This is a genomic window from Streptomyces sp. NPDC033845 (assembly GCF_055576225.1).
In genome coordinates, this window is the sequence record NZ_JBVIRI010000028.1 from 15,839 (window position 1) to 31,778 (window position 15,940).

At 68.9% G+C, this 15,940-nt stretch carries 17 protein-coding genes; 7 read left to right on the forward strand and 10 right to left on the reverse strand.

Annotated features, from left to right (window positions below; translation table 11 throughout):
* Nucleotides 1–105: 105 nt before the first annotated feature.
* Both ACZ50K_RS33940 and ACZ50K_RS33945 read left to right on the forward strand, forming a co-directional pair.
* The gene (locus tag ACZ50K_RS33940) at nucleotides 106–498 is read left to right on the forward strand and encodes a hypothetical protein (protein WP_468910481.1); all 393 of its coding nucleotides are present in this window, start codon (nucleotides 106–108) and stop codon (nucleotides 496–498) included.
* 127 nt (nucleotides 499–625) lie between these two features.
* Nucleotides 626–1,252: a helix-turn-helix transcriptional regulator gene (locus ACZ50K_RS33945; protein WP_468910484.1), complete on the forward strand. Its 627-nt coding sequence runs from the start codon at nucleotides 626–628 to the stop codon at nucleotides 1,250–1,252.
* A gap of 49 nt (nucleotides 1,253–1,301) precedes the next feature.
* Here the strand turns inward: ACZ50K_RS33945 and ACZ50K_RS33950 are convergent, their stop codons facing one another.
* The 10 genes from ACZ50K_RS33950 to ACZ50K_RS33995 all read right to left on the reverse strand — a co-directional run bounded on the left by ACZ50K_RS33950 (nucleotide 1,302) and on the right by ACZ50K_RS33995 (nucleotide 10,564).
* Nucleotides 1,302–2,603: a sensor histidine kinase gene (locus ACZ50K_RS33950; protein ID WP_468910487.1), complete on the reverse strand. Its 1,302-nt coding sequence runs from the start codon at nucleotides 2,601–2,603 to the stop codon at nucleotides 1,302–1,304.
* Nucleotides 2,600–3,325 carry a response regulator transcription factor gene (locus ACZ50K_RS33955; RefSeq protein ID WP_468910490.1) on the reverse strand — a complete coding sequence of 242 codons (726 nt, stop codon included), beginning with the start codon at nucleotides 3,323–3,325 and terminating at the stop codon, nucleotides 2,600–2,602. The genes ACZ50K_RS33950 and ACZ50K_RS33955 overlap by 4 nt, the downstream gene beginning before the upstream one ends.
* A 222-nt stretch (nucleotides 3,326–3,547) precedes the next feature.
* A complete protein-coding gene (locus ACZ50K_RS33960) occupies nucleotides 3,548–4,762 on the reverse strand; it encodes a sensor histidine kinase (RefSeq protein WP_468910493.1) in 1,215 nt (404 codons plus the stop codon).
* Nucleotides 4,763–4,771: 9 nt separating this feature from the next.
* A complete protein-coding gene (locus tag ACZ50K_RS33965) occupies nucleotides 4,772–5,410 on the reverse strand; it encodes a response regulator (RefSeq protein WP_468910496.1) in 639 nt (212 codons plus the stop codon).
* 71 nt (nucleotides 5,411–5,481) lie between these two features.
* Nucleotides 5,482–5,796, reverse strand: coding sequence for a WhiB family transcriptional regulator (locus tag ACZ50K_RS33970; RefSeq protein WP_468910499.1), 315 nt, complete (start codon nucleotides 5,794–5,796; stop codon nucleotides 5,482–5,484).
* A gap of 125 nt (nucleotides 5,797–5,921) precedes the next feature.
* Nucleotides 5,922–6,128 carry a hypothetical protein gene (locus ACZ50K_RS33975; RefSeq protein WP_468910502.1) on the reverse strand — a complete coding sequence of 69 codons (207 nt, stop codon included), beginning with the start codon at nucleotides 6,126–6,128 and terminating at the stop codon, nucleotides 5,922–5,924.
* Nucleotides 6,128–7,225, reverse strand: a complete 1,098-nt coding sequence (locus ACZ50K_RS33980) for a transglycosylase family protein (protein ID WP_468910505.1) — start codon at nucleotides 7,223–7,225, stop codon at nucleotides 6,128–6,130. The genes ACZ50K_RS33975 and ACZ50K_RS33980 overlap by 1 nt, the downstream gene beginning before the upstream one ends.
* Before the next feature lie 182 nt (nucleotides 7,226–7,407).
* Complete coding sequence (locus ACZ50K_RS33985) at nucleotides 7,408–9,054, reverse strand: hypothetical protein (protein WP_468910507.1); 1,647 nt, start codon at nucleotides 9,052–9,054, stop codon at nucleotides 7,408–7,410.
* Between the two features lie 20 nt (nucleotides 9,055–9,074).
* Nucleotides 9,075–9,521, reverse strand: coding sequence for a carbohydrate-binding protein (locus ACZ50K_RS33990; RefSeq protein WP_468910509.1), 447 nt, complete (start codon nucleotides 9,519–9,521; stop codon nucleotides 9,075–9,077).
* 473 nt (nucleotides 9,522–9,994) lie between these two features.
* Nucleotides 9,995–10,564 carry a Pvc16 family protein gene (locus ACZ50K_RS33995; RefSeq protein ID WP_468910512.1) on the reverse strand — a complete coding sequence of 190 codons (570 nt, stop codon included), beginning with the start codon at nucleotides 10,562–10,564 and terminating at the stop codon, nucleotides 9,995–9,997.
* A 234-nt stretch (nucleotides 10,565–10,798) separates the two neighbouring features.
* Here ACZ50K_RS33995 and ACZ50K_RS34000 point away from each other — a divergent pair, with 234 nt between their 5' ends.
* From ACZ50K_RS34000 to ACZ50K_RS34020, 5 genes are all read left to right on the forward strand, one after another.
* Nucleotides 10,799–12,331: a phage tail sheath family protein gene (locus ACZ50K_RS34000; protein ID WP_468910515.1), complete on the forward strand. Its 1,533-nt coding sequence runs from the start codon at nucleotides 10,799–10,801 to the stop codon at nucleotides 12,329–12,331.
* Between the two features lie 61 nt (nucleotides 12,332–12,392).
* Nucleotides 12,393–12,845: a phage tail protein gene (locus ACZ50K_RS34005; RefSeq protein WP_468910516.1), complete on the forward strand. Its 453-nt coding sequence runs from the start codon at nucleotides 12,393–12,395 to the stop codon at nucleotides 12,843–12,845.
* Entirely contained in the window at nucleotides 12,842–13,231 is a 390-nt protein-coding gene (locus tag ACZ50K_RS34010; RefSeq protein WP_468910519.1) for a hypothetical protein, read from the forward strand. The genes ACZ50K_RS34005 and ACZ50K_RS34010 overlap by 4 nt, the downstream gene beginning before the upstream one ends.
* Complete coding sequence (locus ACZ50K_RS34015; RefSeq protein ID WP_468910586.1) at nucleotides 13,228–13,389, forward strand: DUF6760 family protein; 162 nt, start codon at nucleotides 13,228–13,230, stop codon at nucleotides 13,387–13,389. Before ACZ50K_RS34010 ends, ACZ50K_RS34015 begins: the two co-directional genes overlap by 4 nt.
* Before the next feature lie 266 nt (nucleotides 13,390–13,655).
* Complete coding sequence (locus tag ACZ50K_RS34020) at nucleotides 13,656–15,938, forward strand: eCIS core domain-containing protein (RefSeq protein ID WP_468910522.1); 2,283 nt, start codon at nucleotides 13,656–13,658, stop codon at nucleotides 15,936–15,938.
* Nucleotides 15,939–15,940: the final 2 nt, after the last annotated feature.

The following is a 15,940-nucleotide window of genomic DNA, read 5'->3' on the forward strand; positions in this document are numbered from 1 at the left end:
CGTTCGGCCGGCACGCCATAATTGGTCGGGCAAGCGAATGGGCACCTCTCCGATTGATGGCCCGGCTCGCCCCCACGGCACGCCTACGGGGCTAATACTGCCGTCATGGACATTAAGCACTCCCCTCCATCCGGATTCACTCCAGACGTCCAGTTCGAGCTGGACATCACCTCCAACGAGGAGGTACGCGGACTGGTCAGGTTCGAAGGCGACGTTCTCGCCTTCCGGGTCGAACCCCGCCCGAACTCAGCGGCGCTGGAGCTACAGGTCGAACTCCGTGAGTCCCTCGACGGCCTCATGGGCGGGACGCTGCTCGGCGGTACCGGGTCGGTCCGGGTAGCGGACAACGAGACGCAGCCGTCGTGGATCTGTTTCAGCGGATTCGGGTGGGAGGACGAGCGCCGTACCCGGCCTATTTCCACCTGCTTCTACAGTCTCTCGATCAGTGGTGACTCAACCGTCCGCATCCATGTCTGGGGGGAAGAGGTCGAATCCTGAACCGATTGGCCGAAGAGACAACCGAACGTCCCTCCAGGGTTAGCCCCTCGTTAGGGCTGAACGGGCCAAAGTGTGCTGTGTGGCCGGAATTATCCGGCAGTTCCACGCAGTATCAGGAGGTATTCCGATGTCCGACCGGGTCCCGGTTCTCGTCAAAGCTCTCGACACCATCTCCGAGATGGGAGTCATCGCTTCGCTCAAGTCGCGTCCAGAAGTGCAGCTGGTGTCCGCAGAGGAGGCGGACAACGGCACCGTCGCGGTCCTCGTCGTCGAGAAGCTTGACGAGGATGCGGCCGCGCTGTCCCGGTCGGTACGAGGTCAGGGCATGAACCGGCTCGTTCTCGTCTCGTCCCAGCTCGACGACGACAGCGTGCTCGCCGCCGCGGAGGCGGGTATCGGGGCCCTGGCCCGGCGCAGCGAACTCACTCCGGAGGGGCTGGTCCGGACCGTGGTGGCAGCCAGTCACGACGAGGGGGTGGTCCCGCAGGATCTGCTCGGCCGGCTGATGAAGCAGGTGTCCAAGATGCACCACCAGGTCGTCACCCCCCGCGGGCTGCGCTTCACGGGCCTCTCCAATCGGGAGGCCGACGTTCTGCGGCTGGTGGCACAGGGCTTCGACACCCACGAGATCGCGAGCGAGCTGTGCTATTCAGAGCGCACTGTGAAGAACACCCTGCATGCCGTCAACACCCGCTTCCACCTGCGCAACCGGCCCCACGCGGTGGCGTACGCGATCCGGGAGGGGCTGATCTGAGGGGGCCTCACGGTGTGCCGAAGCATGGCCGGCCGTGGGGCGGCCGCCCTCAGATCGCCGAGGGTGCAGGTGCGGGTTCCGCCTGTCCGCCGAGCACCAGGGTGATCTGGGCCCCACCGCTCGGAGAGTTGCCGATCTCCATGCGGCCGCCGGACATGACGGCGGTGCGCCGGGCGATGTCGAGGCCCAGTCCGCTCGAACCTCCGGTGCTGTGACCGCGCTCGACGGCACGGTCGTCGGCGAACCCCGGCCCATCGTCCGCCAGCACCAGCAGGGCGCCGCCGTCGGGTTCGCGGGTGACCGTCAGGTGCATGCCGGTGCCTTCGGGAGTGTGCGCGAACACGTTCTCCAGGAGGGCGTCGATCGCCGCCTCCAGTTCGGGCCGCGGGACGTCGACGCGGCAGGGGTGCGGATCGATCGAGAGCTCGCATGCCCGTCCCTGGTCCTCGGCGAGCGCGGACCAGAAGTCGGCACGTTCCCGCACCACCCGGTCCAGCCGCGTGGTCAGGCCGCCCTGCGCCCCGATGGGGTGACGGGCTTGCCGGATGATCCGGCTCACTTCGTTGTTCAGACCGTCGAGGCCTTTCAGAAGGCGCTTGGACTGGTCGGTGTCGCTGATGTTCTCCGCCTGGAGGACCAGCGAGGTGATGGGCGTACGCAGCCGGTGGGAGAGGTCGGCGACGGCTTCCCGCTCGTTGATGATGAGGGCGTTGATCCGGGCGGCCAGCGTGCTGAGAGCCATGCCCAGACGGACCAGCTCGGGGGGACCGCTGGGTGTGCTGCGGGCCTGGAGGTCGCCGCGGCGCAGCCGATCGGCCACGTCGACGAGGTCGGCGCAAGCCCGGACGACACTGCGGCCCAGGCGGTCCGCGACGAGTACGGCGAGGGCCGGCAGGATCACCACCGCGAAGGAGAGGAGGACCAGCACCTGGCGTATCTGCATGCCCACCCGGCTGCCCGCGATTCCCACGTCGATATGTGCCCAGTGGTGCCGGTCGACGCTCACCCTCGCGCTGGCCAGCCGCTCGTTCCCGCAGGTCCAGCGGACGACCGACTCGTCCTTGGGTTGCGGCGGGGTGCAGCTGGGCGCCTTTCCAAGGCGCTGGCCCGACGGGAGCACCACCGAGGCCGTGGTGAGGCTGTGCTGCTCGGCCAGCCAGGCCTGCAGGGAGTCTGTACCGCTGTCGGCGGACTCCCTGGTCAGGCTGGCCAGGGTCTGGGCCTGGTTCAAGGTGATCTGGTCGGTCTGCGCCATGTAGGCGTGCCGGGCGAAGAAGAGCAGCGGGATGCCGAGCAGCAGCACGGTGAGGAGAGTAGTGGTGGCGCTGACGAACGCCAGTCGGCGCCTCACCGGTCCGGGTCAATCAGCTTCACGCCGACACCCCGGACGCTGTGCAGGTAGTACGGGGTCGCGGCGGTCTCTCCCAGGCGGCGTCGCAGCCATGAGAGGTGCACGTCGATGGTCTTCTCGCTGATGCCGTAGGCGTTCTGCCACAGCTTGGTCAGCAGTTCGTCCTTGCTGACCACGCGTCCGGCGTGTTTGGCGAGGTAGGAGAGCAGCTGGAACTCCTTGGGCCGCATCTCCAGGGGCACGCCGTCGTGCGTCACGATGTGGGCCCGCAGGTCGATGACGAGGCCTCCGACGGTGTGGACGGTCTCCTCGCGGAGTTCGCCGCTGCGTCGTAGCACCGCCCGGATCCGGGCGTCCAGTTGCTCCGCCGAGAAGGGCTTGACCACGTAGTCGTCAGCGCCCAGGTTGAGGGCTCGCACGATGTGGCTCTCGTCGTCCCGAGCGGTGGCCACGAGTACGGGGGTCTGTACGGCCGCGCGGAGCATCTTGAGGACGTCGAGTCCGTCGATGTCCGGCAGGCCGAGGTCGAGAACGACCACTCCGTCGGCCCGTGAGGCTGCCACGCTGAGGCCCTGGGCCCCGGATCCGACGGCGGTCACGTCATACTTCAGCCGCCGAAGCGAGGCCGAGAGGAATTCTCGGATCTCTGTGTTGTCCTCGATGAGAGTGACATGTGTCCAGGCCATTTTTTCTCCGCTGCCGCTCCTGAAAAAACCTTTCATTCCAGCGTGCGCGGGAAGACGGCCGCCGATACCCCGCATACGGCTGCATCATCAGGCTGTGCCACCCTCCTCTGACCGGGGGAGGGACGGCTCGCCCGTTCGGCGTCAAGCCCATGATTCCATTGCCGAGATCTCAATGATCACCCTACAGGGGGCCCAGGGTCACATGAACGGACAGGGGGGTTTTAGGGAAGAATTATCATTGCTCTAGGGTTCAGATAATCAGGCGTTCGGGATACGAATGCGGACGCTTGTTCCTCTGCCCACTTCCGATACGATGCGGAATTCACCGCCGACGCTGTTCACCCGGACCCGCTGCGAGGCCACGCCGATGTGCCCCTCGGTCACCCGTTGGGCCAGGACCGCCGGGCTCACGCCTTTACCGTCGTCCGTGATCTCCAGTTCGGTGCACGCGTCGACCCCTCTCAGGGATACCCGCACCACGCTCGCCTGCGCGTGCCGCACCACGTTGTCGAGGAGTTCCCGGGCCACGCCGAAGAGCAGGTTCTGGTGCACCGGAGGTACCGGTTCGACGTCGGTGACCACTTCGAGGCGGCCACGGTCGGCGGCGTCGCGGGCCAGCGTCTGGAGAGCAGCGCAGAGGCCTGCCTCCTCCAGCACCAAGGGGTGCAGTTCGTAGACCGCCGCGCGGATCTGCCGGGCGATCTCGACGACGGTCGTGTCCAGTTCCGTGAGGGCCCCCTCGGCCCGGTCCCCACCGCCGGCTTCCGCCGCCTCCTCGATGAGGTGGCGGGCGGCGAGGATGTTCTGCAGTGCGCCGTCGTGGAGCTGCTCCGCCAGTTTGCTGCGCTCCCGCTCGGCGGCGTCCATCGACTCGCGCAATAGCTGGGACCGGTCCTCCACGAGGCTCTGGATCCGGACGTCTCGGATCCGGTGGACCAGTGACAGGTAGGCGCACGCGGTGCACACGACGAGGAGTGCTCCGAGCCGGATGAGGAACTCCTGCAACTGGACGGCGGCATCATCGTGGTGCAGGGCCAGGTAGTGAAGGGACACCGCAAGGTAGGCGAGGGCCGTGGCGACGGAGACCGTAATCGTGTAAGCCGGGTACTGCGAGAAGGCCGCCACCACGGGGATCGCGAAGAAGGCCTGGAAGACGATGGAGTACGGTCCGCCCGAAATGACGGTCAGACCGACTAGGGTGACGAGATCGATCAGGACCATGGTCACGGCGAAGACCAGCCGCGCACGGTAGGATCTAACCCACATGGCACTGTTGGAGCGGTAGATGATCGAGGCAACCAGCAGACAGAGCGCATACCCGACCAGGATCCGCACATAGAGCGTCGGGTTCTCTCGCTCAACGGGGACGGCGAGTGCCACGGCGAACACCACGAGCATGGCGGTCCGCAACAGCATGCGGAACCCCTCGCGCCGGTCCTTCTCCCACTGCTCCGGCACGGGCTGCCACTGCACGGAACGTCCCTACGCCAGCAGGCCGCGGCGCATGCCCTCCGCGACCGCAGCTGCCCGGTCGGAGACCCCGAGTTTTTCGTAGAGGTGCTGGGCGTGCGTTTTGACGGTACTTGGCGCGATGAAGAGCTGCTGGGCCACCTGGGGAATGCTGAGGCCCTCGGCAAAAAATTTCAGCACTTCCAGCTCGCGATCACTGAAGGCAGGGCCGGCGGTTTGTGCCCGAATGCGGATCTCATCGGCCACACCGCCCGCGAGTCCGGTCGGAATGACTGTTTCCCCGTTCGCGACCCGACGTACGGCTTCGATGATGTCGACTCGCTTCGCATCTTTGAGAAGGTATCCGGAGGCCCCGTTCTCCAGAGCACGGAATACGAACTCACTGTTATTGTAGGCGCTCAGGATAAGGATGCGAGTGGGAATTTGGTCGCGGATCACCGCGTGAGTCAGCTCGATTCCGTCGACGACCGGCATCTTGTGGTCGACGAGTGCGACATCGGGGTTCAGCTCTTTGATCATCGCGAGGGCTTCTCGGCCGTCCCCTGCCTCACCGACGACCTTGATGGAATCACTCCACGCCAGGGCACGCGTGACCCCCTCGCGGTACAGCGGGTGGTCGTCGGCGACGATCACCCGAATCTGCTTCGACATCGACGCATCACCTCGGGACGGGGCGCGCACGAACATCTGTCGGGCGGCTGTCCCACCCAGAATAGTCGCCGTCAGGGCCGTCTGCTCGACGGTGTGCGGCGGACACGCCGACCCGTGGTGCGGCGACGGCCCGCAGCGTTCCAGCCGCGCTCACGCGCTGTGACCCCGCCCCATATACCGAACGGCAGGCCTTCTTTTTCCGCGAATTCCCGGCACGCTCGGCGGACCGGGCATGTCGCGCATATCTTCAGACCCCTCTCCGCGAGGCGTGGATCATTGGGGAAGAAGAGGTCGGTTTCAACCCCGACACAGGCGGCTCTGCTCGCCCACTCCATGGAGAGCGGCGAGGAGAGGTCCCATGTTCTCGGATGGTTATGATCCGCCATTTTTTTCCTCCCGCGCTTCCCGTGTCCTTCCCAGGATCGGACTGCGCGCCCTGCCGGGGCTCCACCGGCCGGTGGCGGACGCGGATGCTTCCGTGTCCACCGACCGGAGGAACGGTGTGGCTTCTTCAGGCCGCGGTTCGTTCGCCGGCCGGTGCCCCGTTCCGGAGCCCCACCGTGTCGTCGGCCGGAGCCAGCCCCAGCATGTCGAGCAGGAGTAGGCGCTCGGAGGTCGAACAGGCGTGCATGTCCACCAGGCGCCGGACCGCTTGCGCCTCGTGCCTGGCCGGCGGCTTGGGCATGAGTTCCTGGTCGAGCCGGAACATGTCGCCCATTACAGACGGACGCCCTTCGAGTTGAGGTAGGCCACCGGGTCGATCGCGGTCCCATACGCGGGGGTCGTGCGCACTTCGAAGTGGAGGTGGGGACCGGTGCTGTTGCCAGTGTTCCCCGAGAGTCCGAGCTGCTGGCCCGCAGTGACGCGGTGACCGGAGGAGACGCTGGTCTGGGAGAGGTGTGCGTAGAGGATGTACCTGCCGTCGTCTGTCTTCACCAGGACCTGGTTCCCGTAGGAGCCGTCGTAGCCGGCCGACACGACGCTGCCGGGACCGACGGAGCGGACCTGGGTCCCCGTAGGCACGGGGAAGTCGACGCCCGTGTGGTGTCCCGCTGCCCACATGCTCCCCTTGATCCCGTAGGCGGCGCTGATGGCAGTGCTGGCGAGCGGTGCGACGGCCCCGGAGTACGTGGACTGCGCGGACTCGTGCGTCGACTGCTGCGGCGGGGTCGAAGGCGCCTTGGGCGCGGACGACGGCTGGGTGGTGCCCGTCTGCTGTCCGCCGGGCAAGGTCAGGTTCTGGCCCGGGTGGATGACGTTCGCGTTGGGCCCGATGACCGCGCGGTTGGCCTCGTACAGCTGCTGCCAGGTACCGGTGGTCTGCTCCGTGGCGATACCGGACAGCGTGTCACCGGACTGGATCGTGTAGGTGCGGTGCTGCTTGCCAGTCTGCTGCTGTCCCTCGGTGGAGCGGTGCTTGCCCTGAGAGTACTTGCCCTTGGAGCTCTTGCCCTTGGTGCTCTGGCTCCGGTCCCCCTCCGAGGAGCGGGAGCTGTTACCCGACGATGCCTGCTTGTTCGGCTCCGCGTCGGACTTCATGAGCCCTGCCTTCGGACCGCAGTGCGGCCAGGCGCCGGGCCCCTGGACGGCCAGCACCTTCTCGGCGATCCGGATCTGCTCCGCCTTGGACGCCTTGCTCGGGTCCCCGGTCCCGCCGAACTCACGCCAGGTGGTGGGAGAGAACTGGAGTCCGCCGTAGTAGCCGTTGCCGGTGGCTATGGACCACCTGCCGCCGGACTCGCACTGGGCGACTTTCTCCCAGGTATCCAGCGCCGCAGCCGACGCGGGAGAACCCGCCAGCAGAGGGAGCGTCATACCGGCCCCGGTGACACCCGCTGCCGTGGCAACGCGCTTGATCTGATTGTTGGTGGGGCGACGATGGCGCCCAGTGCCCGCCGAGAACATACAGGAAAGTCCTTTCTTTGGCCCCCCCTATCTACTCACCGACCCTAGGGAGCCAAGAGTTAAATGCTCCCTGCCGCCAGGACGTAGCTCGGTCAACGACCGCTTCCGCCGTAGGGCGGCAGGGTGCTGAGCCGCACCGCCACGCGCGACAGCTGCCGGGTCGACTTCGACAGGGGGACGAAGCAGTCCGTCTCGTCCACTTCGGGCTGGGCGGCGGGTTCTCCCGTGATCTCCTCGAACACGTCACTGGTGATGACCCTGTTGATGCCCTTGACCACCATGCTCGTCGCGTTCATGAAAGCCCCCGCACCCGAGACGAGTTGACGGACCTCGTCGAGGACCCCCTCGGTGTTACGAAGCCCGGGCGGCTTGCGCAGTTCCGCCTCCAGCGAGGCCAGCGGCACGCCGCCGGGCGAGAGCGCCTCCGGGAGCGCCCGGGACAGGATCAGTCCCACGGCGCGCAGCTCGGCGTTGCACCGGCGGAGGGTCTCGCCCATGTCGGCGAGAACGATGCCCGTGGCCGGGGAGTTCCTAACTGCAATCAGTGCCACGACGTGCTCACGCAGCTGTGCCAGCTCGAAATCCGCCCGGGTCAGCCTCGGGAGTACTCGGGCCGGGAGCGGCCGTGCCTTCTCCCGGTAGCGGACGGAGTGCAGCCACTTGTAGTTCTGGGTCAGGTAGAACTCGTCCAGTCCGCCGCCCAGGTGCTCGTTCACCTTGCCCTGGATGAGAAAAACGTCCTTCTCATAGGAGGACACGAAGTCCATGACGGCGTTGACTGCGGTGTCCTCCAGGGCGCCACGGCGTGCCGCGCGGCTCTCGCGGCCCTTACCGCCGCCGGACGAACGGCCGAAGGAACGCCGCAGCAGGGAGCCAAGGAGGGACCCCGTGGACCCCTCCTTGCGCCTGCTGTGACGCGTCGTGCGGGTGTCCTCGGCGACCGGTGCCGACGCTGGCTTCGCCTTCGCCCCCGGCTTCGGCTCCTGCTTCGGCTTCGGCTTCGGCTTCGGCTTCGGCTTCGGCGGTGCGTCGGCATCGGTGGTGGACGTCGCCGCGAGGCGAGCCGCAGCCGCTGTCCCGGTCGTCGTCCGGCGGGGCGCCGTCGGGCGGGGCGGCGCCATCCAGTTGATCCAGGTAGCCATCTGGTCGGCGTGCTGCTGGACGCTGTACTGGAGCCCTTGATCGGCCGGTGCGGCTCCGGGCACTCTCCCCGCTTCGGACAGCCCCTGTTCCGTGACGGCAAGCAGCCGGTTCCACTCTTCGAACAGCTGCTGGTGCCGGTCGGCCAGGGCGGAGAGGTCTGCACGGAGCGCGTCGCTGTCGCCTTCCGCCACGACCCGGATGCGGACCTTTGCGGAGTACTGCTCCCAGAACTCGGCCTGGGTCAGCCATGGCAGGACTTCGTTCTGCAGCCACACCAGATAGGAGACGAGCGTCTCCTGGAGCTGATGGAACTGGCCGAGCGCAGCCTCGTAGGACGCGTGGTCCGCCGGTTCGGCGCCTTGCCGATACCGTTCGAGCGGCTCCGTGCACCAGGCGAGACCGTCGGACAGCTGGGGAACCGCTGTCGTCGTGAGCCACCCGTAGTCAAGGGGCGGCAGAGCGGTGATGCCGGCCGGGAACTGGGCCAGCTCGTCCAGTGCCCGCCGGAAGTCACCGCCCTCCTGGAAGCTGGCCGCCACCACGGTGTATTGCTCGGCCGCCCGCGCCATCGCGGCGGCCTCCTGTGCGTACGCCATCCGAACCTCCCTGCTCCTGGTTAGGTGTCAAAACTGAACGATGCGAGATCGGCGAAGGCCGTATGCTGCCCGCTGGCGAACACGAGATAGATCTCGTGGACACCGCGGACCGGTGTGATGTCGGTCCGGGCCGCGCCCGCGCGGTCGCCGCTCTGCCCACCGATGGCAATGCGGCCCATCAGTTCTCCGGTCGGCGCTCCAGAACGCACCTCCACGTGGCCGCTGCCGTGTTCGGGCAGCCGGTGGTCGAAGACGGCCACGAAGCGGGTGAGCGGAGTGCGGCCGAAGTCGATCCGGCCGTAGCCGAGCCACATACCGTCGCGCAGCGCGACCCGGTCCAGGCCAGGGCCGGGGATGATCTCGGGGGTGTCCGAAGCACGCCGGTAGTCGACGGCGTGGATCGGGGCGGGTGCTTCGTAGGTGGGTGCCGGTGTGGGTGTCCCTGGCCTCTTGGCCGGCGGAGGCATCGGCGCTGTGGACGTCGGCGTGGGGCGTGCCGGCACGGATGGGGGCACTGGATGGTCGGTGCGCGGCGGCGGACCGGCGGTGGGGCCGGTCCGGTCAGGGGAGGCGGCAGGCGCCGGCTGCGGCCCGCCCTGTGCCTCGGGGCCGGTACCGTGCGGTGCGGCGGCCTTGCCGGTTCCGGACGCCTTAGGCGGGGCCGACTGCGGCTCCGCGCTACCGGGGCCCGTCGAGGAGGTCGTGCCGGGGCGGGGGGTCTCTTCCCCTACTGCTTCGGGGTAGAGGGGGAACTCGTACGACGCGGTCCCGTCCGGTGCTCCGCCTCCCGTGGCCCCGGTGGTCGTGGCGGCGCCGAACGTCCGCGGCAGGACGAGGACCGCGCACACCCCCAGCAGGCACAGGCAGGCCAGTACCGCACGGCACGCGGTCCGCCGGCTCGGGGTCGCGTGCCGCGTGAGCAAGCCTCGGAAGGGGAGTTTCACTGTGGCCTTGCCGAGGTCCGCAGGTCCACTACGTCGACCAGGCGGTCCACTGCCGGTGCGGGGGCCGGCACGAGGTCCACGGTGACCGTCACTTCGAAAGCGGTACGGGGGCCGAGCCCGGCAGCGGACCACAGAGGTCCCAGGTTCGGCGCGTCGGCCTGGGCCGCCGCCAGCCGGGTGGGACGGCCGGCCGTCAGGCAGCCGGAAAGGGTCCACGGGGGCAGACGGTCATGGGCGGCGAACAGGTCGAGGAGCTTGCTGAGCAGGTCGTACTCACCGTTGCTGCCGTCCGGCGACCAGGCCCAGACCAGGTAGGACAAGCGGAACGTACGGGGCGGGGCCTGCCGGGCCACGACCCGTCCGGTGGCGTCGCGCACGCTCCTCGGCTCCCCCACCACTCCGCGGGCCTGTTCCTCGACCCGGTGCAGGAACAGGCCCACGCCCGCGGGCCCCCGGTCGGCGGCGGCCATCACGGACTGCGGTGCGCCGGCCAAGTCGCACTCGTCGCCGTCGAGCACGGAACGCACGAGCAGGCGGAGGGCAGAGGTGGTGTCGGTGAGGAGCATGCGGGCGATTCTCGCCGTCTGCACGGGCCGTGCCACGGGTGGCCGGGGCAGGCTCGGGCGCAGCTGCGGCCGCCCGGGGGACTGACCGTTCGGGCAGCCCCGGGGCACTGCCCGAACAGGGAAGGCGCCAGGGCACCGTCGAGGGTCGGGGGAGCACCTCTGCGGTCCTGCAGAGAATTCTGGGCGGCATGGATAGTGGTTTGTACTTCACACCACCCCACTGGCGGAGGACGAATGCCCACCTATCTCTCTCCTGGCGTTTACGTCGAAGAGGTCTCCTCGGGTTCGAAGCCCATCGAGGGGGTCGGCACCTCGGTGTCCGCCTTCGTTGGCTTCGCTGAGAAGGGGCCCCTGAACCAGCCCACGCTGGTGACCAACTGGACGCAGTACGCGCAGGTCTTCGGTGACTTCATCGAGGGCTCCTACCTGGCCGCCGCTGTATACGGCTACTTCCTCAACGGCGGCGGCAGCGCCTACATCGTCCGCCTGGACCGCCCGGAGGCCGCCCCTGCGGCGACCGCTCCCTCGTATGCGGCGGCGACGCTCACCGACGCCGCGGGCGCCTCTGTCCTCAACGTCCGCGCGGCGCAAGCGGGCCCGGCAGGGGAAGAACTCTCCCTTCTGGTCGAGGCGGCCTCGGAGGCGGGCGAGGACCTTTTCAAGCTGACCGTCGTGCGGAACGGCACACCGGTGGAGAACTTCGACAACCTGTCGCTACGCAAGGGGAACGCCCAGGCGGCGGCCGTGGTGCGCCGCAGGTCGCAGACGATCGTGCTGGAGCAGCCCGCGGGCGCGCCGGTCACGGTGCCCGCCGCTGGTATCACCCCGCTGCTCGGCGCCCCCGCGGCGGCCACGGCGGTGCTGTCCGCCTCGGACTTCATCGGGGACGCGCTGGCGCGGACCGGACTGTCCTCCCTGGAGGCGGTCGACGAGGTGACGATGCTCTGTGTGCCCGACCTGATGGCGGCGCTTGAGCAGGGCCTGATCGACCGGGAGGGTGTCAAGGCAGTTCAGCTCGCCATGACCGCCCACTGCGAGCTCATGGCCGACCGGGTGGCGATTCTTGACACACCGCCCGGTCTCAATGCCCAGCAGGTCCGTGACTGGCGGGTCGACGAGGCCGGCTACGACTCGAAGTACGGCGCGCTGTACTGGCCATGGGTCAAGGTCAACGACCCCCTGTCGGGCAAGGGCCAGTTCATCCCTCCGTCCGGTCACATAGCGGGTATCTGGGCGCGCAGCGACGAGACGCGCGGGGTCCACAAGGCCCCGGCCAACGAGGCGGTGCGGGGTAGCCTGGCTCTGGAGTTGTCCATCACCCGCCGCGAGCACGACCTGCTCAATCCGCTGGGCGTGAACTGCATCCGTGTGTTCCCCGGGCAGGGCATCCGGGTGTGGGGTGCCCGGACGCTGAGCAGCGACCCCGAGTGGCGTTACCTGAACGTCCGGCGCCTCTTCAACTTCGTCGAGGAGTCGATCCTTCAGGGGACGAACTGGGTGGTCTTCGAGCCCAACGACCCCAAGCTCTGGGACTCCGTCAAGCGGACGATCACCATGTTCCTCCGCGGTGTGTGGCGGGACGGCGCCCTGTTCGGCCGGGCTCCTGAGGACGCCTTCTACGTGAAGTGCGACGAGGAAAACAACCCACAGGAAGGCCGGGACCAGGGAGTCCTGGTCGTCGAAGTCGGCATTGCGGCGGTCAAGCCGGCCGAGTTCGTCGTCTTCCGCATCTCGCAGTTCTCCGACGGCGCCTCGCTCGACGAGTAGGAACGGACGACCCGTCCGGGCGAGCCCATTCGAATCCACCTAAGCAAGGAAGGGGCCCAGCGTGTCCGCAGGTCTCGATCAGCATGATGCCCTCACAGCGGCCAGGTTCTCCATCACCATCGACGGATATGAAATAGCGTCCTTCTCGGAGCTTTCGGGCATCACCACCGAGGTCGAGCCCGTCGACTACCTGTCCTCCTCGGACAAGGAGGTCATCTTCAAGAAGCTGCCGGGCAAGGCGAAGCCCCCGACGGTGGTCCTTAAGCGGGGCAAGACTGGCGGCATGGAGCTCTGGGCCTGGCACCAGACGGTCCTCGCGGGCAACATCGGTGGCGCCCGCAAGAGTTGCTCCCTGGTGATGTACAGCTTCGACGGCAAGCCCGTGGCCCGGTACTACCTGTCCCACGCCTGGCCGTCGAAGCTCGAGGTCGGTGCCCTCAAGGCGGGTGCGACCGAGGTCCTGATGGAGACGGTCACCATCGTCTGCGAGCACATCCAGCGGGTGTCGCCGTGACCGCCCCCGCTTCCTCCCTGTGCACCGAATACCCGTTCATCCTGCCGCGCGGCTATGTGGATGAGCACGGTGTGGTGCACCGGCAGGGCGTGATGCGGCTGGCGACGGCGCGGGACGAGATCACCCCGCAGTCCGACGCGCGGGTGCGCGCAAACCCCGCGTTCCTGACGGTCCTGCTGCTGGAGCGGACCGTGGTGTCCCTCGGCGACCTCCCGGAGGTCAGCGGTTACGTGGTGGAGCACCTCTTCGCCTCGGACCTGGCTTTCCTCCAGGACCTCTACCGACGCATCAACCAGCACGGTCACACCGAGGCCGAGGTCTCCTGCCCGTCCTGCGACCACGAGTTCTCGGTGGACGTGTCGGGTGATGCGCCGGGGGAATTCTGACGTACGCGGCGGACCGTCTCTGGGAGGAGACGACATTCGTCGCGTACTACCTGCACTGGCCTTTTGACACGATTCTGGACCTCGCTCACCCGGACCGGGCGAGGGTCATCGAGGAGATCGGGAAGATCAACTCGAAGCTCTCGCAGGACGCCGACTGACCGGTTCGGAGCCGATTAGGAAGAAGAGCGGCACGATCATGAAGTGGCCTTTCCGGAGCCGCCGTCGCGGCGGCCCGCCCGCACCGACCGGGCCCTCGCCCGACTCTCCATCCCGCCCCGCCGAGGCCGCACCCCCTCCCGTGGGCAGGGCCGCGGCCGCACCGAGGGCGTGGGCGGAGCTGCCTCCTCTGGAGCCGGACAACCGCCGTCTTCCCGTACCCCTGACGGCTGCCCCCTCCGGCAGTGGGCTGCGTCCGGCTCCGGACATGCTGGCCACCGGCGGCCGGGGCGGACAGCTAGGGCCGCTCACGGGCTCCGCCCAGCAGGTCGAGCGGCCGACCGGGCAGGTCACCGGCCTGGTCCGGGTCCAGCCTCTGCGGCACCTCCGGCCGCCGGCCGCCCCCACGGGCGGACCGTACGACCCCGCGGCGGCCCACGGCCGGCCCGTGGCCGCCGGCCGGCTCCCTTCCGTGCCCGTGGTGCACGAGCCCGAGCCGTTCGGGGCGGCGGCCGTCGAGAGCCCGCCCGCGCCCGTCCACCCGGTGGTGCGCCGCCGGGCGGTGGAGCGGGCCCCTGAGCCCGCGCCGCAGCTGACCCGGGCCACCGAGGAACACCTCGGCGAGCCACGCCCCGCCACCGAATCCGCCCATATGCCAGCCTGGATGCGCGGCCTGGGCAGCGATGCCCCCGAGCGGCCAGCCGACCTCGCAGCGTTCCTCTTCGGCACCCCGAGCCTCACCCCGCCGCCCGGCCCCGAGAAGAGCCCGGACACCGCTCCCGCCAGGATGCCCGAGGCGCCCCCGACCACGGGGCCGCTGCGCCACCCGGACCGGTCAGGCCGGCGCAACCTCGGTTCCAGCCGCCGGCTCGGACTGGGCACCCCGCTGTCGCACACGACGCCGGACCAGCAGACGGATTCCCTGCCGCACACAGGATCGCGTCCACCGCCGGTACCGACTTCCGGCGCTGAAGACCCCCCCCGCCACGCGGCGCGGCCCGCCCCGCAGCCGTCGGGCGCACTAGGCCCGCTTCCCCACCTCACTTCTCTCCCCCGGGACGTCCGGGCACCGCAGGCACCCGGCATCCCGCCGGAACCCCCCGCCCGGCCCGCCGGAGTACTCGCGGCGCCGAGCACCACCACCGAGCCGCCCACCCCCGCCGATCAGGCATCCCATACGGTCTCCCGCACCCCGGCGCCCCTGCACCACCGGGTCCCCGCACGGGCCGCCGTGGCGCCCTCGGACCTGGCCCGGATGGTGTCCGCCCTGCACGGGGTGGACGTGAGCACGGCCCCCGTGCACCGGGGTCCCGAGGTCACCGCCGCCGCCGGAGCCATATCGGCCCGTGCCTTCACCCGGGACCAGCAGGTGTTCCTGCCCGACTCGGTGGGCTCCGCCGATTCCGCGGACGCCAGGGGGCTGATCGCGCACGAGCTGACGCACGTGGCCCAGCAGAAGCGGTACGGGGGCAGCCTCCCCGCCGAGAACTCTCCCGAGGGTCGCTTCCTCGAAGCCGAGGCCATCGCGGCAGAACGCTACTTCCGCGGGGACCCGGGAGCTCCCACACCCCTGGTGCACCGCAGGCCGGTGACTTCCGGGGTGAACACGGAGGAGATCAGGGACCTGGTCGCCCAGATGCTGCCCGGCGCGACCTCCGAACCCGAAGCCGAGATCTGCGCCGAGGACGCGGGCGGGCACGCGCACGGCGGGCCCTCGGACATGTCGTGGACGCCGTCCGGCGGCCTGGTCGGCGGGCACGGTGTGCAGCGGGCCGGCACCACGCAGAGCCGCGAGCAGATCCTCCAGGAATACCTGGACGAGCTGAACCACATGAACCGGCACCTCCCCAACCCCACCACTCGTACGGCGGCCGACCTGACGCCCGCAGACCGGGAGCGCCTCGACTTCCGGTGGGAGCGCATGATCCGCAAGGGGGAGATGGAGACCCACAAGCAGGAGGATCCACAGGAGCCCCTGGACTGGACCTGGTGGGGCGGTCAGATAGGGCTGGACCTGGCACAGGGCCTGGCATCGCCCTTTCGTACTGGACTCGATGCCGGCGAGCGAGACGGTGTCCGCCGGTTTTTCGGGGGGGCTCGGCCGACGGCCGCGTCCGGCAGCGCCACGGAGGCCGACCCTGGGTCCGCCGGCGCCGCGGCGGCCGCGGGCCCGGCCGCCGCGGCGGCCGGCATCGCGGGGCTTTCCGCAACCACCAGCAAACCCACTGTTAACCAATCAAATCGGAACAATGGAACTGCTTCGTGGCAATGGCTGGGCGAGCAGGCCAGCCACAGCCTGACGGACGGCATCCGGTCGATGTTCGGCATCCAGGAAACCCCAGTGGCCAGACCACCCGCGGTGGAACCGCCCACGACCCAGCCGCAGAAGGCGCAGCCTGCAACCACGAAGCACGAGTGCACGCCCGAGCAGTTCAAGGACGAGCAGCTCGACGCACTCGGCGACCGGCTCTACCTGCGACTGCGCGGTCGGCTGCGTGACGAGCTGCTCATCGACAGGGAGCGGTCAGGACGCCTTCACGACTTCGGTTAGGA